We start from the raw sequence: 23,306 nt of genomic DNA on the forward strand, positions 1-23,306 counted from the left end.
AGCATATTGAGCCAATATCAGCCCGCAAACGAGGAGAAGGCGACCATTTCCTGTACTTTTGCAGTAATTTTCTTCAAAGTGTACTTATACCAGCGAAAATGATGCACTTTTGCAGGAACTCACAAATCGTTCCATTCGTTCCAACGCTTCCGCCAGCTTCTCAGTCGACGTTGCGTAGGAGCAGCGGATATGTCCTTCGCCCCCCGCTCCGAAAACATGACCCGGAACGGTCGCAACCCCCTCTTCCCGCAGCAATTGCCGGGCGAATTGCTCCGAGCTGAGCCCGGTATGCGCAATCGACGGAAAGGCGTAAAAAGCCCCCTGAGGCATGTGGCACGAAAACCCCAGCCGATTCAAACCCTGCACGAACATCTGCCTGCGCCCGTCGAAGACGTTCTTCATCCGGTCCTTGGCCGGAAGTCCGCTGCGCAGCGATTCCAACGCGGCGATCTGCCCGATGACAGGGGCGCACATGATCGTGTATTGATGCACTTTCAGCATCCCGGCGATTAGTTCCCGGTCGCCGCAGGCATAGCCGATCCGCCAGCCTGTCATTGCGAAGGCTTTGGAGAACCCGCTGATCACGATGCACCGCTCCTTCATGCCCGGGAGCGAGGCGATGCTGCAATGCCGCCCGTCATAAGTCAGCTCGGCGTAGACTTCGTCCGAGATGACAAGAAGGTCGTTAGCGATGACCAGGTCGGCAATCGGCCGCCAGTCTTGCTCCGTCATGACGGCACCCGTTGGATTGTTCGGGTAGTTCACGATAAGCACTTTCGAACGCGGCGTTATCCCCTTCGCCAGTTCCTTTGCTTTAAGCTTGAAATTTCGCTCGGCGGAAGTGGAAATCTCAACCACCTCCCCGCCGTGGAGCGTGGCGATCGGCGAATAAGCTACATAGCCCGGTCCGGGGATCAAAATCTCATCCCCCGGCGCCAGAAAAGTCCGCAAGGCCAAATCGACGGCTTCGCTGCTGCCTACCGTAACCAGGACTTCGCGGGCAGGTTCGTAATTCAAGCGGAAGCTGTCGCTTAAATATGACGCGATTTCCTCGCGCAGCTCCATAAGCCCAGCATTCGGCGTATATTTCGTCTGCCCTTCGTTCAAGGCGCGGATACAAGCTTCCCGCACCGGTTCCGGCGTAATAAAATCGGGCTCTCCAACGCCGAGGGAAATTGTATCCGCTCCGCCCGCTTCCGTCTCGAAGAAGGCGCGAATGCCGGATGGCGGGATCTCCCGCACGCGGGGAGCAATTCGCTCATTTTTCATAGACGCAATTCCTCCATTCCTGCCTGAATCCGCTGCGGATTCAACTTCCAGTTGCGGTCCCGTTCTTGCAGCGAAAGCTCGATGATCCGATCCAACAGCCCGCTGAATGTCATCCCCGCCGCGTGTGCGCTCTTGGGCATTAGGCTGGCCGGCGTCAAACCCGGCAAGGTGTTCACTTCCAGTACATAAGGAATGCCGTCCTTCAGAATCATATCGACCCGCGCATACACGCCGCACTTCAGCATCCGGTAGCTGTTTAGTGCAGCAGCCCGAACGGAGGCTTCCGTCTCCGGCGGCAAAGCAATAACCTGTTCATCCGCTCCGCCGGATTGATACTTGGCGTTGTAATCGAACCATGTTGCGGTATTGGACCGGATTCCGATGATCGGCAGCAGTTCTCCTCCTAAAATCGGACAGGTGATTTCATCGCCTTCGATATATTTTTCAATCACGACTGAACTATCCCAGCGAAGAGCTTCTTTCATAGCAGCCATCAGCGATACCTCATCCTTGGCCGGCAGCGTCCCGACGCTCGATCCTCCCGAGTTCGGCTTGACGAAAACCGGAAATCCCAGACGATTTATAGCTTCGGCGGAATAATCGTCCACCCCGTTCCAATAGATCCACTCTGGCGTCGGAATCCCTTCGGCCTGAAGCAAGCGCTTGGACAGATTTTTGTCCATGCATAAGCCGCTGGACAATACGCCGCTGCCGGAGTAAGGGATGCCCATGGATTCCAACGCCGCCTGAATCGTGCCGTCTTCGCCGTATGTCCCATGAAGCGCAAGCAAGGCGAAGTCGATATCCTTGATTTTATCGATAAGCTCATCCGGCCGCTTGATGTCAATGCCTATGCCTTCGTATTTGTCCGGGTTCAGATGGGCCAGCATTTCATTTCCGGTCAATAGCGATATTTCACGTTCCGAGGAGATGCCTCCCATAATGACGCCTACTTTCATCTTCCGCACTCCCTTTATCCCCTAAGTTGTTTGCGGGCTGTCTCGCCTATGATGCGGAGCCCTATGCTGATGTCTTCTTCGGACACTCTCGAGAAACCGATCCGCATCGTATTCAATCCGCCGCCATCCGTAAAGAACATATCGCCGGGCGTGAATATCACGCCCTGGCTGGAACAGGCCGCCAGCAATCGATGAGTGTCGAAGCCTGCCTTGAATTCCAGAAACAGATGCAAGCCGCCGTCGCCGGATAACCGGGCAAACGGCAAATATTTTTCACAGCATTGTTTGGTCCATTCGTATTTTCTTTTATATTCGGACCGTGCTTTTTTCAAATACTTCTCCAAATGGCCGTTATGAAGATATTGAAACAATACCGACTGGTCCAGCGTCGAAGTATGGATATTCCGGGCCCGTTTGATGCTTTCCAAGTAAGAGATCAGTTCCTTGTCCGCGAGCACCCACCCTACCCGGAGGCCGGGAAAGAGTACTTTCGAGAAGCTGCCGATATATATTACGCCGTTACCCTGTCCCGCCGTAGCGATCAACGGCAGAGCGTGGGAACCCGAATAGCGCAGTTCCTCATTAAAGCCGTCTTCAATGACCGGCACCTGATATTCCGCCATTAGTTTCAACAGGGCGATTCTTTTTTCGGGTGAAGTCACGATGCCTGTCGGATTGTGATAAGACGGTATGAAATAGGCGCAGTCATAGGCCCTTTCGGACAATGCCCGCTCTAACCTCTCCAGATTAATACCGTCGTGTTCCATAGGGATGCCTGTAATTTCAAAACCGTTCAGCTTGAAGTTCTTAATGGCCGTATGGTGGCTCGGATTTTCGCAAAGAACGGACCCGCCGTTATTTCGGCCCAAGGCGGACATCACGATATCGAGTCCTTCAGTAAACCCGCTGGTAATCAGCATATCTTTTCCGTGCATATCTACGCCTTTATGTTCCATGTAGCGCATGAGAAGTTCGATCAACGGTTTATACCCTTTTGCATAACCGTAATTCAGCAGAACGTTTCCTTCAATCGCCATCCGGTCCAAAAATGCTCGCCGGACATGATCCAGATCAAACAAATGCTCGTCAGGCGCGATACTTGTAAATGATATAGTCTTCTTATCTGCGCGTATGCCCCGTTTCATCCGGTCCAGCTCCACCGCCTGCCGCGCGTAATCGTTGATGCGGGACGACCAATCCGTTTGCCACGAAGGAACGGAAGTTGCGGAGGAGAAGGATACCGCAGCCACATAGCTGCCCTTGCCCTGGAGGGTATACACGAATCCTTCCTCTTCGAGGCCCGCATAGGCGGCAATAATGGTGTTTCGGCTAACGCCGAGGAGCAAGCCCAGCTCCCGGGTGGACGGCAGCTTCTGGTCCCCCTGCAACGCACCTTTGATCATCATGCGTTTTAAATATTCTTTCACCTGAATATAGACTGGACGGTCTTCATCCAGCACCTTGAAATCGTTAAACATCTTACATCGCCCTCCATCCACATCATGACACATAAGAGGAAGAAATGAAAAGAACCACGGCCCGCCGTTTTTCGCGGAGTCGTGGTTCTGTGACGTGGCGCATAAGCTTCACAACCGGGTACAAATCATAAATCCCAAGCGTTACGGCTTCCGGACCATGCCATAGAAATCAGGATACACCAATTTAAACCCGTATTCCTGATACAACTTCATTCCCGCTATGTCGGATATAACCAATACTTCGGCGGTTTCGGGCGCATGTTGATCGAGATATCCCAGTAGTTCACGCATCACCAGTCCGGCACCATCATCCTGTGAATCAGGATTCACGACGACATCCACGATCTGATAATAACAGCCGCCATCGCCAATGATTCGCCCCATCCCCAGCAAACCGGAAATCTCATCTCTTAACGTTACGCAAAATAATGAATTCGCCAAAGCCGCGGAAGCATCGGCTTCTTTCCCGGTTCGAAGACCGACCAATTGCCGTAAATCCATATATTCTTTCGCCGAGGGTATTTCGTGAGAGATGTTCATTTGTTTTAACACTCCTTTTTCAGACAGGTATATCATTAATGTACAACATTTATGCAAGTGCTAAAGTTTAGCATGATCAATGTTGAAACAATGGATTATGTATCGGCAATGCTTGTCATGCACCTTTAATGTTCTATTCTAAGGTTTGCCGCTACTTTCCACTTCTGATATAGTGAGCTTCGATAGTGACAGTGAGATTGGAGGCCTCGGAAGTGGAATTCTATAAACCCGCAGAAATTGCAAGAGAATTGCAAATCAGCACAAGCGCATTGCGACACTATGAATCCTGGGGAGTCGTTCCCGCTCCCGCCCGCGCCTCCAACGGTTATCGCATTTACACGAAGGTACATCTGGCGTATTTCCGCTGTCTAAGAGCGATGTTTCCGGGGTTTGGCGTACCCGTGACCTGCGATGTATTACGTTCCATTCAGAAAAAAGACGTCGATGTTGCGTTCTGGCTCGTCAATAAGGAGCAGGCTACCCTCTATCACGAAAAAGCCGCCGCCGATCAAACGCTGACTTTGCTGGATACGCTTGAACTGCCGCCCTTTCCGAACCGGAAACTGAAACAGCACATGACGATCGGGGAGATCGCTGCGTTTACGGGTTCCACCACCTCGGCGATCCGTCACTGGGAAAAAGAAGGACTTATCACGCCCGAACGTAATCCGGATAATGGCTACCGGCTGTTTACCCCCGTCCATGCCCGTAAGATCCTGCTTATTCGTACGCTACGCAACACGGTCTATTTCTTGAAAAATATGAAGGAAATTGTAAAAGCCGTGGACAACCAAAGCTTGGACAAAGCAAAGAGAATTACGGAAGAGGCGATCTCCACGATCCACGAACGCAACAGGCAACAAATGCTTGGCGTGCACCAACTGATCAAACTTTGTAAAGAGACGGGACTTCTTCTCCCCTAAGAATGATGTTGATATTATTTAAATAACAGAATATTAATTATGTTAACTTTATATAAAAAGCTGTTCCGGATCGTCGACCGACCCGGATGCCTGAAATATGGGTTCTTTCGCTCCTTCCTAATGATCATGTATTACGCAGCAACTTCCCGCAATTTCTCAAGGGAAATTCGGGCCACAAATTTGCTGAATTTTTCTTTCGGTTTCGCATTCGCCTTATAAAATTCGATGATTGCCGTAATCACCGGGATAAGCCTGTCATCCGTCACTTCGGACAGGAGTTTGCTGCCCAAGGTGACCTTAAGTCCTTTGGGATTTCCGCCGACATAAATATCGAATGTGGTCCTCATTTTGACGACCGCGATATCCTTGAGCAATGGTTCGCTTGTGCCAAGTGCGCAGCCAGCGTACCCCACCTTAAGCGGTGCGGGAGTTGCTATCCCGGCAATCGCCTGGTTCAACGCCTGTGCGATTTCCAGTCCCGCCTCCTCCGCTCCCTTGCAAAATTGGCAGGCAATCAAACTTTTCGTTACGAACCCTACCGGATAGACTTCAAGACCGGTACTGCGCAGTTCCTCCTCAATGAACCCGGCATCGTCGTAAGGAACCTCGATATAAAGCTGCCGGAAGCCGGTCATTTCAATCCTGGCGTCGGATCTCGTAACGCTTCCGATCTTGATCATTTGCTCAGGGGTGAATAAGCTTCCGCCTAATTGAATGGGCGGTGTTACGGCTATTTTAAAGAAATCTTCCATTTCCCCTCCTATAATTAACTGCATTAATTATGATGATATTTAATGCCATTAAATTAACTTCATAACTTTTTCAATAGCTAAAATGAAGTCCCCTCCTCTCCAGCAACGATTCATTTTCCAAGAATTCAAATACATTAAAATTTCATTATATAGAATACCCCGGTACCCTATATTAGGTCAAGAATTTTCTAATTAGTCAGTCTCGGTTTCGAGAAGGAAAAGGCAGCCCGGATCAACTCTTCTCCAGGCTGCCTTTATAATATCAAACCCTAATTAAGATACGATGACCAACTCCGCTTCCGGAACAAATCCAAAATGCTTATTGATCTCTTCCTGAACAAGTTGAATCAAATAAATGACGTCTTCCGCTCTGGCGCCTCCCCGGTTTTGTATCACGTTTCCGTGAACGGGCGAGATCATGGCCTTGCCATGTTCCCTTCCCCTCAACTGTAACCGATCCGCCAATTTGCCGATCGGTTCGCCGATGGCGTAATTGTTTTTGAAGACCGAACCGCAAGATGGGTAATCAAAGTGCATCTTCCCTGTCCGGTCAGCGATAATGCTGCGCATGGGAATAGCGGACGGATCGTGTTCCTGCTTAAGTCGGTTAAGATGATCCATGTAAAAGGCAGAAAACACCTTCAGGCTGGAGCTTTCCAGCGTAGCGCGATCCAGTTCTCCGAGAAACGGCTGCAAAGCTTCCGGATGGCTCGGAATTTGTTTGAACTTCAGATCGGCTCCAATGATAAACCAGTTTTTTCTTTGAAAAATGGATTGCTTATAGCCGAATTCGCAGTGTTCCACCGTGATCGATTGCATGCTTTGGCCGATATCATCAAGATCCACAAAATAGACCGTATCAATAAAGTCACTGACGTAATGACTGAAATATTTGGCGTTCATGTAAATCCCTCCGCCCAAGGTTCCGGGCAGCAAGAAACTGAAATCAAAATCGGAAGTGCCGATGACTGCCCCGATTAAAGCAAGCAGAGACATGGGCAATCCTGCCGATACATGCAAACGGTCGTTTTGCAGGTTGATTTCCCTATGCGAACGGGTGGAAATGTATAATGTCTCGGGGTTTGGCCGATCGGGAAACAACAAGTTGGATCCCATGCCGAAAAAGAGCGGGTTCATGCCGTGGGACATCGCGGCTTCCAATACCTCAAGCACCTCATCGTCACTGCGGGGTAACGCTAAAAAGCGTGCCTTGCCTCCTATTTCATAAGTTGAATATTTGGATAAGGACTGGTCCTTAAGCATACATGCCAAATCCAAGGATGTCATTTGAAACTCCTTCTTTCTTCATGCTCGGCAAATAATAAGCACACAAAATATACACTAATGTATATTATGTGTGCACTACGTCCAAATTGCAATTTCCTTCACAGCTTTCCAGCCTTGTATTCGGCATAACGAATTTAGTTTCAATTTGTCGGTATTTATTCTATTTTGTTCCAAATAAACCATATTATAAGATTTTATCCCCTTTTTATAAAATGTTCCCCCTATAAGTATTTATGGGCATCCGGTAAACTCTTTTTAACCAGCCAGAATGACAAATTTTAATTAATTTCCGTTGGGGGGATTTATATTGAAAAAGTCTTCTATGGTTTTACTGAGCATCCTGTTGTTGTTCTCCATGTTTCTTGCTGCATGCGGTAATAAAAATGCCAACACGACGCCAACCGCCTCTGAAAATTCGGCTACGGCCACGAATGATCCGCCTGCCGAGGATACCAAGGAGCCGGACCCGGTCAAGCTTCGCGTATTCTCCACATTCGGGGGCACGGATGCTGCTCGTGAGGCTTTCCAGGGTGCCATCGATGAGTTTACGGCCAAATACCCGCATGTCACGATTGAAAACGACACCTTATCCGCCAATGACGACGGCTTCCGTACCAAAGTGAATACGGATATGACCAGCGGCAACGAACCCGATTTGCTGTTCTACTTTATCGGAGCGGATGCAGAAGGATTCGTGAATGCCGGAAAAGTAGTTCCCCTGAATGAAATTCTGGATGCCAATCCGGACTGGAAGAACGGATTTATCCCTGACGCCCTTAAACTGGCCACCCAAAAGGACGGCAATATTTATGCCGCTCCGCTTACCGGATTCTATGAAGGTCTGTTCGTGAACAAGAAAATATTCGAAGATAACAGTCTTGAACTTCCTACGGATTGGGAGAAGCTGACGACGGCCGTGAAAGCCCTTTCTGCCAAAGGAATCATTCCTCTTTCCATTCCGTTTGACCAATCCCATTATTTGATCGAGCATACGATACTGTCGGCAGCCGGTCCGGAAGGCCAGAACAAAGGCCTGGTCGACGGCATCGATCCCAACTGGGAAAAAGCCTACGCGGCCATAAAAGAGCTGCATGACCTCGGTGCTTTTCCGAAAGATGCGGCTACGATCGATTTGAGCATGTCCGGCAACTATTACAGTGAAGGTCTTGCCGCAATGACGATTGAAGGTTCCTGGGCGGTCGGCGGATGGAGCGAGGATACCCGCAACAATTCGACGGTCCTTCCGTTCCCGACCGTTCCGGGCGGAACGGGAAGCGGCAATGACATCGTCGGCGGCTTCGGCTCGGGATTCTATATTTCTAAAGCCGCATATGATGATAGTGCCAAGAAAGATACGGTCGTTGAATTGCTGAAGCATTTGACTTCTCCGGCCAGCATTCAGAAAATCGCCAGCGCTAACGGCGGAACGCCAGCCGCGGATGTTGAGGTCACGGGGCTCGCTCAAGTGGCGATCGACGGGTTTGCCATGGCCGCCAAAGCAAACTCGATCAGCGCACCGGTTGACAGCAAAGTGGCTCCGGAGACGTTCTCCGATCTTCGTGCCAGCGTCGGGCAAGTGGCTACCGGCAAGAAAACGCCGACGCAAGCGATCGAGAGCGCGAAGAAGGTCGAGGATGCCAATAAGAAATGAGTTGCTCATGCTGAAAAGGTAAACATGATGAACGCCGCCCTGCTTCTTTACCTGGGCGGCGTCCCCTTTTCAACGCAAGGTTTGCAAATTCGGGACAAAGGTGATGGTTATGAAAGGTGACAGAAAGTATATTTTTATTTTTCTCCTCCCGTCTGCACTGTTGATGACTGCCTTTTTATACTATCCGTTCTTTAAAAGCTTATATTTAAGTTTTTACCGCACAAAAGGCTTTTTTGACAAGAAGTTTATCGGTTGGGATAACTACACCCGGTTGTTCACGGACAAATTCCTCGGTGCGGCAACCCTGCATACGTTGGAGATCATGCTTTACGTTATCGTGTTTCAGGTCGGCATCGCCCTGGTATTAGCCGTTCTGGTAGAAAACATCTCCAAACTGCAAAGCTTCTACCGAACCGTTTTCTTCTTCCCGGTAGTCATTTCCGGAACGGCGATATCCCTGCTGTTCGTTCTTTTTTATAACTATAACTTCGGTCTCTTGAATAGTCTGCTCGCCAATTTCGGCATTGAAAAAGTGCTGTGGCTTGACGAAAGTAACGCGCTTCGGGCCGTCTCCATCCCAACGGTTTGGCATTATGTCGGATTTTATTTCATTTTGTTCCTGACGGCAATGTCGAAAATTCCTGCGGATTATTATGAAGCGGCACGCCTGGAGGGGATCACCACCTTCAAAAGAACGACCAAGCTTACGATTCCGTTGATTCTTAGCGATATCAAGGTAGTAATTACGCTTGCAATCACGGGTACGCTCAAAGTCTTTGAATTCATTTGGGTCATCTCCAAAGGGCAGAACGGTACGGAGGTATTGGGCACTTATATGTATAAAAAGGCCATGGTGGATCAGAACTTCGGATATGGATCGGCCGTGGCGATTTATATGGTGGTCTTCGGTGTCTTGCTGGCATTACTCGCCAACCGTTTGATGAAGAGGGAAGAAATTACTTATTAAGCCATTAGGGGTGTACATTTATGCAGCCAACCATTTCTGCGGAACGCAGCGTACGGCGCGTGCAATTCAGACGGTTGAACATCGGCAAGGTTTTTATATACCTTATACTGACCGCATGGGCCATGACTACGATCTACCCTTTATTCTGGATCGTCAACAACTCCTTCAAGGTATCCAGAGACGTTATGAACAATTCTTTCAGCATCGCCTGGAATCCCGTTTTGATTAACTATGATAACGCCTTTGAACGGATTAGCATCAGCAAAAGCTATGTCAACAGCTTGATTATGTCCGGAAGTACGGTGTTGCTGGTGCTGATTTTTGGAGGTTTGGCCGCCTACGTTTTGTCGAGATTTACATTCCGGGGAAAAAAGGCGATCTTCTCGCTACTGTACGCAACCTTGCTCATCCCGGCGTTCGCCACGGTCGTCCCGGTGTACGAGCTGCTGATCAAAACCGATCTGGTAAATACGTATTGGGGGCTGATCCTGCCCCACACGGCTGGCAATCTGACCTTCGCAATCCTGGTCATGGCCGGTTATATGGCGACGATCCCGAAAGAACTGGAAGATGCGGCCTTTGTGGATGGCGCTAACCGCTTCCAGATGTTTCTCAAAGTATTTTTGCCGATATCACGGCCGGTCTTTGCCTCGGCCAGCATCTTCGTGTTTTTATGGTCGTATAACGACTTGTTCTCGGCGTTAATCTTCGTCAATAAAGAAACCGTCCGCCCGATCGTCGCATTGCTCAATGAGATCAGCTCGCAATACGGCACCGATTTCGGACTGATGGCGACCGCCGTCTCCCTCACCGTCATCCCGGTCCTGATCGTATACCTGCTTATCTCCAAGTACATTCAAAAAGGGCTAACCGAGGGCGCCGTTAAGGGCTAGGTTATTGGGAAGAGGAATCATGAAGACGCCTGCTCCCTCCTTCCATGAATAAAAGCACCGGAGCTCGTCAATGTAAGACGCTCCGATGCTTAGCGGGATGACAAGATTAACTTTGACTATTCAACTGGTTGAATATCGTAAAAATCTGACCACGATGATGGGCCTCATGCTCGATCAAATGATACACTACCCATTCCGGGGTAACGTCATAGGCCGGAAGTACCCGGGGACGTCGCCATTCTTGGAGGCTCATGCCCCGGAAGGTCGCTTTGAAGGTTTCGCGAACCTGATCCAGGCGGGCAAAATGAGACGCCGCATCCTCTCCCTCCACTGCGGAAAGCCCGTCGCTTTCATCCCGGCATTCGGCCGGAAAAAGAGCCTTAATGGCCGGATCCCAGGGAGAACAGAGAACTTCTTCATAAAGCCAATCGGCCTCAATAAGCGCAATATGATATAACAAGGATCCGATAGAGCTTGTTCCCTCCGGTTTGAAGTCCAGCATCTCTTGGCTTATGCCGGCCAGTTTGGTCTTGATCGTTCTTCTGACGTCGTCCATTCCCCACAGCCAACGGCCGATTTCGGGCTCGACATCAGGCAAAGGGGAAATGATGTAGGATTTGCGTTCATGTACCGTAATTACGGACACCTCCAAAAAAGTATAATGGCCTATTCTCCTACTATTTTAACATAACTGTCATTCATAGGTTTGTACCCGAGCTTTAAACCTCCCATTGGGCCAACATGCCCCGGGCCATCTCCTTATCGCTCTCTGCCCCGGTCGTAAGTGCAAATTTGGCTACTAATGCCGGATAAGCCGCCCATTGTTCGGCCACATGCTCATGCATGCGCGGCCATACTGTACCGCCGAACCTTTCATACCGGCGGAGCAAATCGCGAAGTCCATCCTGTCCGAACAAGGCGTAAAATATCACGAAATCTTTGCCGGGATCGGCAAACTCCGCTTCGGTCCAATCAATCATGCCGGTTACGCGCTGCGTTTCATCGACGAGAATATGCGGCGGATGCAGATCGCCGTGTATCAGCACCGAATGGTCGGGCCAGTAGCTATCCGTTGCAAGCCACTTCTCCCAGCGCCGTTTTAACTTCTCGGGAATTTCAAAAACTTCTGAAATCTCCCGAATGTTGCTCTCGAAGGATTGTCTCGCTTCGTACGGATTTTTAATGCGAAGGCCCGCCTTGGCCGCGGAATCCAGATCCAAGCCATGAAGCCCGGCCAGCGCTTCCGCCAGCGAGTCGAAAAACGCATCCGATAAAGCGGCCTGCTCAAAGGTCCAGGCATAACCGCCCGCCGCAGGATCAACAACCGCCACCGGATTCCCGGAAAGTAAAGGATATGCGATTAGCTCCGGCGTAGCGATGCGCCACTCGGGCACGGAAACCGCTAATTTTCCACAGATAAAGTTGAGAACCTTACGCTCGTTCTCGGCCCGTTCCCACACATCGCTCCTTCTTGGTTTCCGCAGCACCCATGGCGTTCCGTCTTCCTCCTTGGCAAAAGCTACGACGAAATCCATACCCGATTCGTTGATTTCCACGTCTTCGGAATTAAGCAGAAGGCCGTATTCAAGAGCTAACGATATTAAGTCGCGTTTAAGTAACTCTTGTTTACTGCTTTTATTATTTGTCATATAGCAACACTCCTTTTTTCCGCAATAAAATTAAAAAACAGGCAGATGCCTGCCTGTAGGGATGATCGAAAAAAGGAACGACAAAACAGATTACGAAGCGAACAGGACAATCCCGTTCCGTGTGTAAACCGTTTTAGACATTCGCGGATAGACATACTTCTCCCGATCCCCTGCGCACAGGCAGAGCTAAAATACAGCTGCAATTCATTGCATGGCCGCTTCTATCGGGAATTATCAATCACACGAAAGCCTCCTTTAACTAAGAATGCGTTTATCTTACCATAAGCACTAAACCGCGGCAACCGGAGAACTGCTTCATTCAGGATTTAACCGCCTCTCCCGCGTTAGCGGCCGAAGTGTGAATAGCCTAGGACCTTGATTCTATCCGATAAAAATACCGGGATTAGTTATCAGGATTAATCCCTATCATCAAAGTCCTGGTCCACCGAATACACTTTGCCTGTAGTTGCGTCGATCTCGACATCGGCTTCGCCTTGAGCAGTCTTCAGTTCGGCTTCATATACGTATCGACCGTCATCATAATCAAGTTCGACTTTTACGACCGTACCCCCGGTAACTTGCTTAACCGCTATAGCGGAAGCTTGATCGGAAGTGATTTTAACTTTGGCAGGCACCGTTCCGTTCGATTCCGTAAAGAAATCATGATCGTCATCATCTTTTTCTTTATCTTTAACTCCCAAAATTTTTCCCGTCACGGCGTCGACAAGTACATCCACTTCTCCATTAGTCTGATCAATCTCGACTTCGTAATAAACTTTGCCGGATTTGCGTTCGAGCTCCACATCACTGACTCGTCCTGCCTCTGCTTTTAATGCCGCGGCTTTAGCCTGCTCAATCGTAATATAGGATTTTCCCGCCTGCTGAATCGCAGTTTTGGAAGTAGCTGCCGAACCTGTCCCGTTTTGGGTAACGCCTGTGCTTTCACCCGTTACATTGCCGCTCGCCGCCACCGTAGTAGCCCCTATCAGCAGCATGATAGATGCTGCACCTACCCACATATTTACTTTCTTCATCACAAAATGCCTCCTTCTAAATTCGGTCTTCGTTGCCCGCACATTTAGATTACCTCACCCGAATGAGAAGTCGGAAAGAGAAACATTAGAATTTGCTGAGAAAAAGAGGGTGAAGCTTCATTTCAATCTTTATCGGGTTCATCCTCATCCCAGGTCACCGTCCGGATCACGCCCGAAATTGCATTAATCTCCACCGTGGCTTCCCGGCCGTCCACCAGATCGATATCCACTAAATAATATGGCGTACCGCTGTCCACACCGCGGAGTTCCACATCGTCCACTTCCCCGGGAATTTCGGCTAAAGCAAGCTCTGAAGCTTCGCTTTCCGTCAGCATCCTGTCCTGCGTGCCTTTTCCTTGTTGCGGTGATGAAACAATTTCGGAACTCAGTATTTCTGCCGTATACGGGTCAAGGGTCATCTCCAGGCTGCCGTCGTTCTGCTGACTCACAATCGCATGGTACACTTGCTTCCCACTCTGTTCGATAAGCTCCAGCTTAACAATTTCCCCTTTAATTCCGGCTTGCAGATCCGCCTTCACTTGCTCCCGGCTTAGCAGCGATTTTTGGTCCGTATCCCCCGTATTTTCTACTTGTATAATTGAATTAACTTTGCCTGAATCTGCGTTAACTTCCACCTGATACAATCCTGACTCAGATCGGAGCCTCAGGTTATATTGGCCATTTTCATAAACGGACTGTTCAATTTTACCGGGATATTGAGCAAGAACCGTTTGCTCGGCCTCCCGTGCGGTCAACGCCGGTTCCCCGCTCTTCCAGGGCTGCCGCATCATCAACACGGCAAACCCCGCAATCACCAGAATCCCCGCGAGCCAGGATCTAAGTCTCAACTGTGAAAACATCTGCCATCACCTTTCATCATTCCGTCCAACCCAGTATATCCAGTAAAAATGAGAAATCCATGAGAATGATTCACCGTTATTGCTTTTTCCGAAAAAAAAGGGATGCGATCGTCCCTTTGCCCACTTTGCTGTCAAGCTGAATACCTACGTCAATAGCCCCTGCGATATCTTTTGCCAGCGCAAGCCCCAGTCCATAACCGCCTTCACCGGACCGTCTTGTTCTTGCAGGATCCAGCCGATAGAAGCGGTCGAATACCTTGTCCAGCTCATCCTTAGGTATGCCGATCCCCCGGTCCTCAACCGTAATCCAAGTTGCTTGCTCGTCTCCACCAATGCGCACGGTAATAGCTGCTTCACTGTATTTACGCGCATTGTCAAGCAAGATGAACAAAAGCTGTTTCAGCTTGCCTGCATCCGTAGTGTGCCAAAAGGAGCCTTCCGCAAGAAAGGCGATCTCCCGGTGATACGCATTGCGAAAAGAACGGACCGATTCCTCGGCCACCCTGGCCAAATCTACGGTCTCCAGATTTATGCTCCAACCTTCCGGCCGCCGGGCCAACATGAGGAGTTGTTCCGTCATTTCGCGCATGCGGACGGTTTCCGATAGAATTGCTTCAACGGCCTCGTCAAAGAGATCCGGACGTTCCTTTCCGCGCCGCTCCAGCAAACTTGCATAGCTCTCGATCACCGTTAGCGGTGTCTTCAGTTCATGGGATGCGTCCGAAACGAAACGCTCCTGGCGCTCAAAGTTGGATTCCAGCTTGCCGATCATCTCGTTAAATGTCTCTTCCATTTCCTTCAGTTCGTCTTTGGAAGCTCCGCTCTGGCTAAGCCGTTTGAACCTTCCGCTCCGCATAATCTCCTTCATCGTACCGATCATCGAAGTGATCGGCTTCATCATCCGCTCCGCTAAAATGCGGCTCGACAAGACCGCGGGAATCAAAGCGATAAAGGTTACCGCGAAGAGCACCGTTCGAAGTACTTTGAGACTGTTCTCGGTATCATTTATACTTTCCATGACCTGGACGTTGACGACTTTTCCATCAGTCCAGATCACCGGCACCGAGACCCAGACATAACTTATCTGCCCGACTTCAATACGCTTGGTCTGTCGCTCTTCCTCGAAGGCATACTCCAGCTTGCTGAGCTGCTGTTCCGTGGAGTTTGTTACCGGCGGCGTGCTGGTACCGTCTTCCTTTACGATCCGCAACATTCCATCCAGCGGAGCGTACGCCCTTAATAGATCGTCCGGCGGAATTAAGCCCGCCGATTGCCGCACGCCCTTTACGATCGCTTCCGCTCCCGCTTCGACCCGATTGATCTCGTTGTCAACGGACATTCGCGTGAACAAAAGATAAACCGATAAATTCACCGTGATCAGCAGCAAGGCGAATAAAACGGAAGTATACAAATAGATCTTGCTTCTCAGCTTCATGATTGCTCCTTCAGAACATATCCGACCCCGCGTACGGTATGAATCAGTTCCCGCGCTCCGTCATGATTAATCTTTTTGCGGACATACCGGATATATACATCAACGATATTGGTATCCCCGTAATAATCGTAACCCCATACCCCCTGTAGGATCTGCTCCCTGCTTAATACCTGGCGCTGATGCTTAAGCAGAAACAACAGCAGATCGTATTCACGCGGTGTCAGTTCCACCGGATCGTCGTCGCGAAGGACTTCACGCGTTTGCTCGTTCAGCCTTAATCCGGCGAAGCTTATCCAATCCCCTTCCGGCAAAGCTTCTGATGACGGAGTAGTTGCGACGACTGTATTATGCAAACGCAAGGCGGCCCGGATTCTGGCCAGCAGTTCCTCGATCCGGAACGGTTTGGTCACATAATCGTTGGCCCCAAGATCAAGGCCGGATACTTTGTCTTCGACCGAGCTTTTCGCCGTGAGTAAAATGACGGGTATACGCTCGTCCAATTGGCGTATGCGGCGGAGCACTTCAATTCCGCTCATTTCGGGGAGCATAATGTCGAGCATAATCAGATCCCAATGCCCGCGGCGATACGATTCGATACCATCCGTACCGTTCATGGATTTACCAACGCGATAGCCTTCCGCTTCCAATTCTATTTCAAGCAGCCGTGCGATTTTTTCTTCATCTTCTATGATCAGTATCGCTTCGTTCATCCTTTACCCTCCGCTGTTAAGTACAACCTCATTTTTCTAATATTATACTAAACCTGTGCTTCTAAGCATCGGTTTCTTTGAACGCCGGAATTATCCCGACACCAACAAAAAAACGCCCCTTTTCAGAGCGTTTCTTCTTAAATAATCAGCGTCTTCTATTTAACGAGTGCAAATTCATAGCTTAATTCCGCTTAAACTGCCCCCTTGGGCAAACAGACGATCAATTTTGCGCTCCACGGATTGATCCGGAACTAACGGCGGAGCCTGATGCGGTTTGGATCGTGCGTCGATAATGACGTTGTCGCAGCCCCAATGCTTGTCTTTATAATAGCCGTTTATCCCGTGCATATCATGGGATGGATTGCTGCGGGTAAAGGTAACCCACAGGAAATTCCGCAGAGTCTCGCTCAAGAAGGAACTATCGTCGCAAACAATAATCATCGGGCAGGAATCCAGCGGCCCTCTCTCCTGCACGGCCATGCTGAAGGCATCCATCTCCTGCTGCGCTTGTTGATAGTTCTCGAATTGCGGGCCTTTCACCGCCACGATGCCTGGCATAATCAGCCGGGGATTTTCAAATCCGCGGATTCCGTGCAGAACTTCCGGAACGTCCCGGCATAATTCTCTTTTCTTATCCCCATAGGCCGCAAACACGACCTTGCTGCCGCTGTTCAATCCGGTGCCGGAATAGTCAAGCGTATCGATGGTTGTTTGGGTCTGGAAGTGAATATCCCGGTGCAGGTCGATCCGCTCCAGAATGTAAGTCAAAAATTCTTCCTCGCGGTGCGTGTCCAGCGGCATGTTCTCTTCGGCCGTAATGAACAAGTACTTCGCCAGGCTCAACTGCCCGGTCCCGAGAATCCGGTTCGCGATTGTGAGCAGCTCCGCAGGGCGTTTGACCTGCTGATATGGCGTATAGCGTTCGCTTCCGATCGCGAACAGCAGAGGATGCACGCCGGCGGCATCGACCGCGTGCACCTCTTTGACGCCGGGAATTTCCTGCCGGACGGCATCGCCCGTCAGCTCATGGATGAGCTCGCCGAAGGCCGTGTCCTCTTGCGGAGGCCGTCCGACCACGGTAAACGGCCAAATCGCATTCGGTCTGGCGTACACTTTATGTACCCGCATGACCGGGAACTGATGGACCAGGCTGTAATATCCCAAATGGTCACCGAAAGGACCTTCCGGCTTGGTCTCGCCGGGATGGATTTCGCCGGTAATGACAAAATCGGCTTCGTTGCTAATGCAGAACCCGTCGAGATAGCTGTAGCGGAAACGTCGCCCGCTCAACATTCCGGCAACCGTCAGTTCGCTGAGGCCTTCCGGCAGCGGCATCACCGCGGACAACGTATGCGCCGGCGGCCCGCCGACAAAACAGCTTACCTTCAGCGGAACTCCCTTTTTATTCGCCTTGTGCTGATGAATGCCAATGCCGCGGTGGATCTGATAATGAACTCCGATTTCATGATCCTGATCATAGGAGTTCCCGCTGAGCTGGATCCGGTACATGCCTAGATTGGAATTCATGATCCCCGGCTTGTCCGGATCTTCCGTATATACCTGAGGAAGCGTGACAAAGGCACCGCCATCCATCGGCCAGTGATGAATTAACGGAAGGTCGGAGATGCTGATTTCCTGTGCCGCGGCCGGTCGGCTCCCCAGTTGTTTCATTGGGAGTGCCTTTAAGGCCGCCCAACCGGTACCCACGCTTTTCAATGGATTTTTAAGCGCAGACAGAGGATTGTTGCGCAAGGCGATAATATTTTGCGTGTTGTTCCAGGTTTTGCGGAAGATGAATTTGCTTCGCTCCACCGTGCCGAACAAATTCGAGACCGCACGAAACTTGGAACCTTTGACGCGTTCGAATAACAAAGCAGGGCCCCCCGCCTCATAAACTCTGAGATGGATCGCCGCCATTTCGAGATAAGGATCTACCTCTTCGTGAATCCGGATCAGATGTCCGTGTTTTTCGAGATCGAGGATACATTCTTCCATATTGCGATACATTCGGGATTAACTCCATTCTATTGACATATGCTGATACCCTGATTTTAAAAGCAAGTAATATTAGCATAATCTAGTTTTCCGAACGTATCAACCGCAGTTCAATTGATTTTTGCGGAAAATTTCCTTATTGCAAAGTCGCAGGATCCATATACATGACTTCCCACAAATGCCCGTCAAGATCCTGGAAACTCCAGCTGTACATAAATCCGTGATCCACAGGATCATTATACTTATGCCCACCGGCCGCCAAGGCCCGGTTTACGATTTCATCCACCTGTTCCCGGCTGCTGGCCGCAAAGGCCAAAATAACTTCGGTATGACTGGCCGTATCCGCAATTTCCTTCTTGGTGAACGTTCTGAAGTAAGGCTCGGTTAACAACATGGCAAAAATATGCTCGCTGATAACTAGGCATGCGGCTTGCTCATTCGTAAACTGGGGATTGAATTCAAAGCCGACTTGCTTAAAGAACCCCATGGTTTTGTCCAAATCTTTGACCGGTAAATTGACAAAAATCTGATTCAATTGAACTGCCATTCGGATACCACCTCTTTAGAATAAAATAATTTTACAAGAACAAAAGTTCGTATATATCCTACCACGAAATCCGCAATTTGGAAATTAGAAATTTAGAATATACCCAACATGAATACGGACCTCCCTTCATATTGAAGTAAGGTCCGCCTATATTCACAGATCTAAAAAGAAAAGTTTACCTTTTTCGTGTCCAATGCCGGTGTTGGGCGATGGCTTCGATCAACCGGCTGCCGAAATCGTTCGGGAACGTTCCGGGGGCAGTTACGATAAGTCCGGGGCCTTGCGGCTCCGGCAAAGCTTGCACTCCTTCGTGCATCGCCCCAATCGTCTTGTAATGGCGATACGCTTCGTTTATGAACTCTTGTGTTTTCGGTTCGGACAGCAGTTCTTCAAAGCTGGGCTGCCCTCCGGCGATCAACACCGCATCAAACAATACCGAATCGGCTCCCAGCAAAGAGTGCATGACTTCGAGCCGCCCTCCTTGATCGCCAGTAATTTCACCAAGGCGGAGGCTAACAATTTCAGCAATGACGCCTGCCGTCTGGAGCTCGGTCAGCACACCAAGGAGTTCTTGTTCGCGGAAGCCGTCACCGGCCAGGACCGCGACTTTGCGTGTCTTCGGCGATTTGACCGTATTCATCATGCTGAGCGCCGGCGAGGACTGGTCGGAGGCCGAACGAGATGTTTTCGGTGAAATCGTGCCGATGCCTTCCGAAATCCGCGTGGCCAATTCACCCGACACATCGGCAAACATCTCGACGACCTGTTGGCGGATTTCTTTTCGTTTCACTTTGCCGAGTTCAAATTGAAAAGCGGAAACGATATGCTGTTTTTCCACTTCGGACATGCTGTTCCAAAACAGCGCCGCTTGGCTGTAATGATCCTTGAAGCTGTCGCTGCGCTGGCGGATTTTAGCTCCGTCGACCTTTTCGGTGTAATGAACATAACCGCCTTGCTCGCGCGGTACGGTGTGCGGCGAATTGGCGGCGATCCCGTTTTTGTGATAGCTGACCGCCCCGGGATTGATCGTCATCCGGTGCATGCCGTCTCGCTGATTGTTATGAACGGGAGCCACCGGCCGATTGATCGGAATTTCATGAAAGTTCGGTCCCCCCAACCTGGATAATTGCGTATCCGTGTAAGAGAACAACCGTCCTTGAAGCAGCGGATCGTTCGTAAAGTCAATGCCCGGAACAACGTGTCCAGGGTGAAAGGCGATCTGTTCCGTTTCCGCGAAGAAATTGTCCGTGTTTCTGTTCAGCGTCATTTTACCGATCAATTTTACGGGTACAATCTCTTCCGGCCACAATTTGGTAGGATCGAGAATATCGAAGTTGAATTTAAACTCGTCTTCCTCGGAAATCATCTGTACGCCTAATTCGAACTCCGGATAATTGCCGGATTCGATGGCATCCCATAAATCACGGCGGTTGAAATCGGGATCTTTACCCGCAATTTTTTGCGTTTCGTCCCAAACCAGCGAGTGCATCCCCAGTACCGGCTTCCAGTGAAATTTAACGAAATGGGCTCTGCCCTCCTCATTGACGAAACGGAACGTATGCACGCCAAAGCCTTCCATCATGCGAAAGCTCCGCGGAAGCGAACGGTCGGACATCGCCCACATGATCATATGGGCACTCTCCGTATTGTTGGCGACAAAATCCCAGAACGTATCATGGGCCGATTGAGCTTGAGGGATTTCATTATGGGGCTCCGGCTTGACGGCATGAATGAAATCGGGAAATTTGATCGCATCCTGAATAAAAAAGACGGGCATATTGTTACCGACGAGATCGTAATTGCCTTCCTCTGTATAGAACTTCGTGGCAAAACCGCGCACATCCCGAACGGTGTCCGCCGATCCCCGCGATCCCGCGACGGTGGAAAAGCGTACGAACACCGGCGTCACCACGGAAGGATCCTGTAAAAACTTGGCCATCGTATATGGTTTCAACGACTCATAGACCTGAAAAAAACCGTGTGCGCCAAACCCGCGCGCATGCACGATCCGTTCCGGGATTCTTTCGTGGTCAAAATGGGTCATTTTTTCTCTGAAATGAAAATCTTCCATCAAGGTCGGGCCGCGTTCTCCCGCTTTTAAGGAATGTTCATCGTCAGCTACGGGCAAGCCTTGATTCGTCGTTAATTTCTCCCCTTCACTATGAACCCGGTACGCATCCAACTGCCCATCTTTGCTGTTTCTTTTGCCTGCGCTGGATGGATTGTGCTTGTTGTCCATTCTTGTTCCTCCCGGTGTCTTTAGTGTTTGCAACTGAAATACAACAACCATTGATTACCCTTTGACACCGGTAACGAATCGGACACAGCTTCATACTCCAACCCCTGCGCAATCTGAAATGCACAAAAAAAGAGGCATCCCGGTCATTGTTATGATGACTTGGGAATACCCCTTGGTGTTTATTCCTGATGTTCTTCTTGCGACTGTATGCTCTGCAGATTATTCAGCAACTTTTCGTGGATCGCCAAACAAAATTGCGGTTTTTTCCGATAACCTAATGTATTGATGCAGAAATTTATTCTTCGTCGAATTCCACATTATGATAAACTTGCTGAACATCTTCAAGATCCTCGAGCGCGTCGACCAGCTTTTCGAACTGCGGAATCGAGTCTTCCGGAAGCGAAATATAGTTTTGGGCAAGCATCGTTAACTCGGCCACGGTAAATTCCGTAATCCCGGCTTGTTTGAAAGCTTCCTGAACTTCATGGAATTGATCCGGCTCGGCGTAAACGATGACCGTCTCGTCTTCTTCAACAATGTCGCGGACCTCCACGTCGGCTTCCATCATAAGCTCGAACACATCGTCCAAGCTTTTTCCGGCAACGCCGATTACGGCCGTCGCATCAAACATGTAAGCAACGGATCCGCTGACCCCCATGTTTCCCCCGCTCTTGTTGAATGCCGAGCGTACGGCCGATGCGGTACGATTGACGTTATTCGTCAGCGTATCCACGATAATCATCGATCCGTTAGGACCGAATCCTTCGTATCTCAGTTCCACGTAAGTTTCTTCCGCACTGCCCTTGGCCTTGTCCAACGCGCGGTCGATGATCGCTTTGGGTACGTTATATGTTTTAGCACGTTCAAGTACGACTTTCAAAGCCCGGTTCGATTCGGGATCGGGTTCGCCTTTTTTGGCTGCCACATAAATCTCTACGCCGAACTTCGCATAGATCCGGCTAGTATTTGCATCTTTCGAAGCTTTCTTCTCTTTGATATTGTTCCATTTACGACCCATGGTGTACCTGCTTTCTTTATAAAATTTACGTTTTCTATTATAACACCTAATTAGTGGATGAAAAAACTACGGATTTATGGCGTTTCCATAGAAAAGCGACTAGGTTTCGGATGACTCTGCCGCTTCAATCCATAGGGTAACCAACCGGGTCAGCTTTTCCCGGTTCGCTTCCACTTCATCCCGGCTTTTAATTTTGACGATTCCCCGGTCTCCGGAAACCCAATCCAGCAATCCTGTCGGATCTTTGAATAATGGCCCTTTTCCGGAAGAATCCTTAACCTTTGCCCCGCAATGAAAGATCAGGCGGAAGAAGCCCTTGCCCTGCAAATTAAAAGTGATTCTGTCTTCCCCCCGATAACAGAAACTGGGCGCGTTCCATTTGATGTGTTCCGTGATCTGAGAGTCGGCGTTTAAAATGACGGATCTCACTTGCTCAATCTCCTGCTTCAAAGGATGCTCAAGGTTATTAAGAAAATCAATGACTTTTTGACTGCCGGCGTTTTTGCTCACTGACATAGCTCGCCACCATCGCTTTCTTCGTCATATGGATACCGCCAAACCGCTAGCCGATCTCGTTACATGCTTTTACTTTTACTGAACAAGTAAGTCAGTATATTCCGGTTCCTTTTATTTATGTACTGCTTCTCGCAGATCATCCCGATTTTCTCTGCCACACGTCTTGAGGCATGGTGCTCGAGCGGCATGTTGGCGCAAATCCGCTGCATGCCGATTGTATTGAATCCGTATTCCAGGCAAGCGGCTGCAGCTTCCGTACCAAAATCCCGGCCCCAATAGGAGGAAGAAATAATATATCCCAGATCATTTTCCAGCTGCGAATCCAGTTCAGCCCTCATAAATCCGATATCGCCGATGAGTTCCCCGGATTCCTTCAGAACCATTCCCCACCGGCCGTATCCTAAAGTGCTATAAGACTCTATATTTTTTTGAAGCCAGGATGATGTTTGTTCTTTTGTAAAAGGGGCCGGCCAAAACGACATCGTGTCTGCGTCTCCCAGAATAAAGTGCAGGTCTTCCAGGTCATCGTCCGAATGCTGCCGGATCCATAGCCGGTTTGTCTCCATAATAATCATCTAGCATCG

At 49.8% G+C, this 23,306-nt stretch carries 22 protein-coding genes; 4 read left to right on the plus strand and 18 right to left on the minus strand.

Going from position 1 to position 23,306, the window contains the following annotated elements; translation table 11 throughout:
- Nucleotides 1-84 precede the first annotated feature (84 nt).
- From ACLB09_RS06375 to ACLB09_RS06390, 4 genes are all read right to left on the minus strand, one after another.
- Nucleotides 85-1,269, minus strand: coding sequence for a pyridoxal phosphate-dependent aminotransferase (locus ACLB09_RS06375; RefSeq protein ID WP_410768911.1), 1,185 nt, complete (start codon nucleotides 1,267-1,269; stop codon nucleotides 85-87).
- Nucleotides 1,266-2,228: a D-alanine--D-alanine ligase gene (locus ACLB09_RS06380; protein ID WP_410769018.1), complete on the minus strand. Its 963-nt coding sequence runs from the start codon at nucleotides 2,226-2,228 to the stop codon at nucleotides 1,266-1,268. Before ACLB09_RS06380 ends, ACLB09_RS06375 begins: the two co-directional genes overlap by 4 nt.
- Nucleotides 2,229-2,242: 14 nt before the next feature.
- Nucleotides 2,243-3,706: an aminotransferase-like domain-containing protein gene (locus ACLB09_RS06385; protein ID WP_410768912.1), complete on the minus strand. Its 1,464-nt coding sequence runs from the start codon at nucleotides 3,704-3,706 to the stop codon at nucleotides 2,243-2,245.
- 141 nt (nucleotides 3,707-3,847) lie between these two features.
- Nucleotides 3,848-4,246, minus strand: a complete 399-nt coding sequence (locus tag ACLB09_RS06390) for a GNAT family N-acetyltransferase (protein WP_410768913.1) — start codon at nucleotides 4,244-4,246, stop codon at nucleotides 3,848-3,850.
- A 212-nt stretch (nucleotides 4,247-4,458) separates the two neighbouring features.
- Between ACLB09_RS06390 and ACLB09_RS06395 the strand changes: the two genes are divergently transcribed.
- Nucleotides 4,459-5,169, plus strand: a complete 711-nt coding sequence (locus ACLB09_RS06395; protein ID WP_410768914.1) for a TioE family transcriptional regulator — start codon at nucleotides 4,459-4,461, stop codon at nucleotides 5,167-5,169.
- Nucleotides 5,170-5,300: 131 nt separating this feature from the next.
- Here the strand turns inward: ACLB09_RS06395 and ACLB09_RS06400 are convergent, their stop codons facing one another.
- Nucleotides 5,301-5,921 (minus strand): nitrite reductase, encoded by a 621-nt coding sequence (locus tag ACLB09_RS06400; protein ID WP_410768915.1) that lies wholly within the window; start codon nucleotides 5,919-5,921, stop codon nucleotides 5,301-5,303.
- A 273-nt stretch (nucleotides 5,922-6,194) separates the two neighbouring features.
- Nucleotides 6,195-7,208: a UDP-N-acetylmuramate dehydrogenase gene (locus tag ACLB09_RS06405; RefSeq protein ID WP_410768916.1), complete on the minus strand. Its 1,014-nt coding sequence runs from the start codon at nucleotides 7,206-7,208 to the stop codon at nucleotides 6,195-6,197.
- A gap of 307 nt (nucleotides 7,209-7,515) precedes the next feature.
- Between ACLB09_RS06405 and ACLB09_RS06410 the strand changes: the two genes are divergently transcribed.
- The 3 genes from ACLB09_RS06410 (at nucleotide 7,516) to ACLB09_RS06420 (ending at nucleotide 10,719) form a co-directional block, all read left to right on the plus strand.
- Nucleotides 7,516-8,859: an ABC transporter substrate-binding protein gene (locus tag ACLB09_RS06410; RefSeq protein WP_410768917.1), complete on the plus strand. Its 1,344-nt coding sequence runs from the start codon at nucleotides 7,516-7,518 to the stop codon at nucleotides 8,857-8,859.
- A 109-nt stretch (nucleotides 8,860-8,968) separates the two neighbouring features.
- Nucleotides 8,969-9,826 carry a carbohydrate ABC transporter permease gene (locus ACLB09_RS06415; RefSeq protein ID WP_410768918.1) on the plus strand — a complete coding sequence of 286 codons (858 nt, stop codon included), beginning with the start codon at nucleotides 8,969-8,971 and terminating at the stop codon, nucleotides 9,824-9,826.
- A 20-nt stretch (nucleotides 9,827-9,846) separates the two neighbouring features.
- Nucleotides 9,847-10,719: a carbohydrate ABC transporter permease gene (locus tag ACLB09_RS06420; protein WP_410768919.1), complete on the plus strand. Its 873-nt coding sequence runs from the start codon at nucleotides 9,847-9,849 to the stop codon at nucleotides 10,717-10,719.
- Nucleotides 10,720-10,825: 106 nt separating this feature from the next.
- Here the strand turns inward: ACLB09_RS06420 and ACLB09_RS06425 are convergent, their stop codons facing one another.
- The 12 genes from ACLB09_RS06425 to ACLB09_RS06480 form a co-directional block, all read right to left on the minus strand.
- Nucleotides 10,826-11,365, minus strand: a complete 540-nt coding sequence (locus ACLB09_RS06425) for a DinB family protein (protein ID WP_410769019.1) — start codon at nucleotides 11,363-11,365, stop codon at nucleotides 10,826-10,828.
- 73 nt (nucleotides 11,366-11,438) lie between these two features.
- The gene (locus tag ACLB09_RS06430; RefSeq protein WP_410768921.1) at nucleotides 11,439-12,368 is read right to left on the minus strand and encodes a macrolide 2'-phosphotransferase; all 930 of its coding nucleotides are present in this window, start codon (nucleotides 12,366-12,368) and stop codon (nucleotides 11,439-11,441) included.
- A 416-nt stretch (nucleotides 12,369-12,784) separates the two neighbouring features.
- Nucleotides 12,785-13,402: a PepSY domain-containing protein gene (locus ACLB09_RS06435; RefSeq protein ID WP_410768922.1), complete on the minus strand. Its 618-nt coding sequence runs from the start codon at nucleotides 13,400-13,402 to the stop codon at nucleotides 12,785-12,787.
- Nucleotides 13,403-13,524: 122 nt separating this feature from the next.
- Nucleotides 13,525-14,262: a PepSY domain-containing protein gene (locus tag ACLB09_RS06440; RefSeq protein WP_410768923.1), complete on the minus strand. Its 738-nt coding sequence runs from the start codon at nucleotides 14,260-14,262 to the stop codon at nucleotides 13,525-13,527.
- Between the two features lie 76 nt (nucleotides 14,263-14,338).
- Nucleotides 14,339-15,697: a sensor histidine kinase gene (locus ACLB09_RS06445; protein WP_410768924.1), complete on the minus strand. Its 1,359-nt coding sequence runs from the start codon at nucleotides 15,695-15,697 to the stop codon at nucleotides 14,339-14,341.
- The gene (locus tag ACLB09_RS06450) at nucleotides 15,694-16,407 is read right to left on the minus strand and encodes a response regulator transcription factor (protein WP_410768925.1); all 714 of its coding nucleotides are present in this window, start codon (nucleotides 16,405-16,407) and stop codon (nucleotides 15,694-15,696) included. Before ACLB09_RS06450 ends, ACLB09_RS06445 begins: the two co-directional genes overlap by 4 nt.
- A gap of 174 nt (nucleotides 16,408-16,581) precedes the next feature.
- Nucleotides 16,582-18,414 (minus strand): UbiD family decarboxylase, encoded by a 1,833-nt coding sequence (locus tag ACLB09_RS06455; RefSeq protein WP_410768926.1) that lies wholly within the window; start codon nucleotides 18,412-18,414, stop codon nucleotides 16,582-16,584.
- A gap of 124 nt (nucleotides 18,415-18,538) precedes the next feature.
- Nucleotides 18,539-18,949 (minus strand): VOC family protein, encoded by a 411-nt coding sequence (locus ACLB09_RS06460; protein WP_410768927.1) that lies wholly within the window; start codon nucleotides 18,947-18,949, stop codon nucleotides 18,539-18,541.
- A gap of 175 nt (nucleotides 18,950-19,124) precedes the next feature.
- Nucleotides 19,125-21,188, minus strand: a complete 2,064-nt coding sequence (locus ACLB09_RS06465) for a catalase (RefSeq protein ID WP_410768928.1) — start codon at nucleotides 21,186-21,188, stop codon at nucleotides 19,125-19,127.
- A gap of 295 nt (nucleotides 21,189-21,483) precedes the next feature.
- Complete coding sequence (locus ACLB09_RS06470; RefSeq protein WP_410768929.1) at nucleotides 21,484-22,206, minus strand: YebC/PmpR family DNA-binding transcriptional regulator; 723 nt, start codon at nucleotides 22,204-22,206, stop codon at nucleotides 21,484-21,486.
- Between the two features lie 99 nt (nucleotides 22,207-22,305).
- Complete coding sequence (locus ACLB09_RS06475; protein WP_410768930.1) at nucleotides 22,306-22,722, minus strand: DUF1801 domain-containing protein; 417 nt, start codon at nucleotides 22,720-22,722, stop codon at nucleotides 22,306-22,308.
- A gap of 59 nt (nucleotides 22,723-22,781) precedes the next feature.
- A complete protein-coding gene (locus tag ACLB09_RS06480; protein WP_410768931.1) occupies nucleotides 22,782-23,297 on the minus strand; it encodes a GNAT family N-acetyltransferase in 516 nt (171 codons plus the stop codon).
- Nucleotides 23,298-23,306 lie beyond the last annotated feature (9 nt).

The sequence above is a fragment of the Fontibacillus forbon genome (genome assembly GCF_046559655.1).
GTDB lineage: Bacteria > Bacillota > Bacilli > Paenibacillales > Paenibacillaceae > Fontibacillus.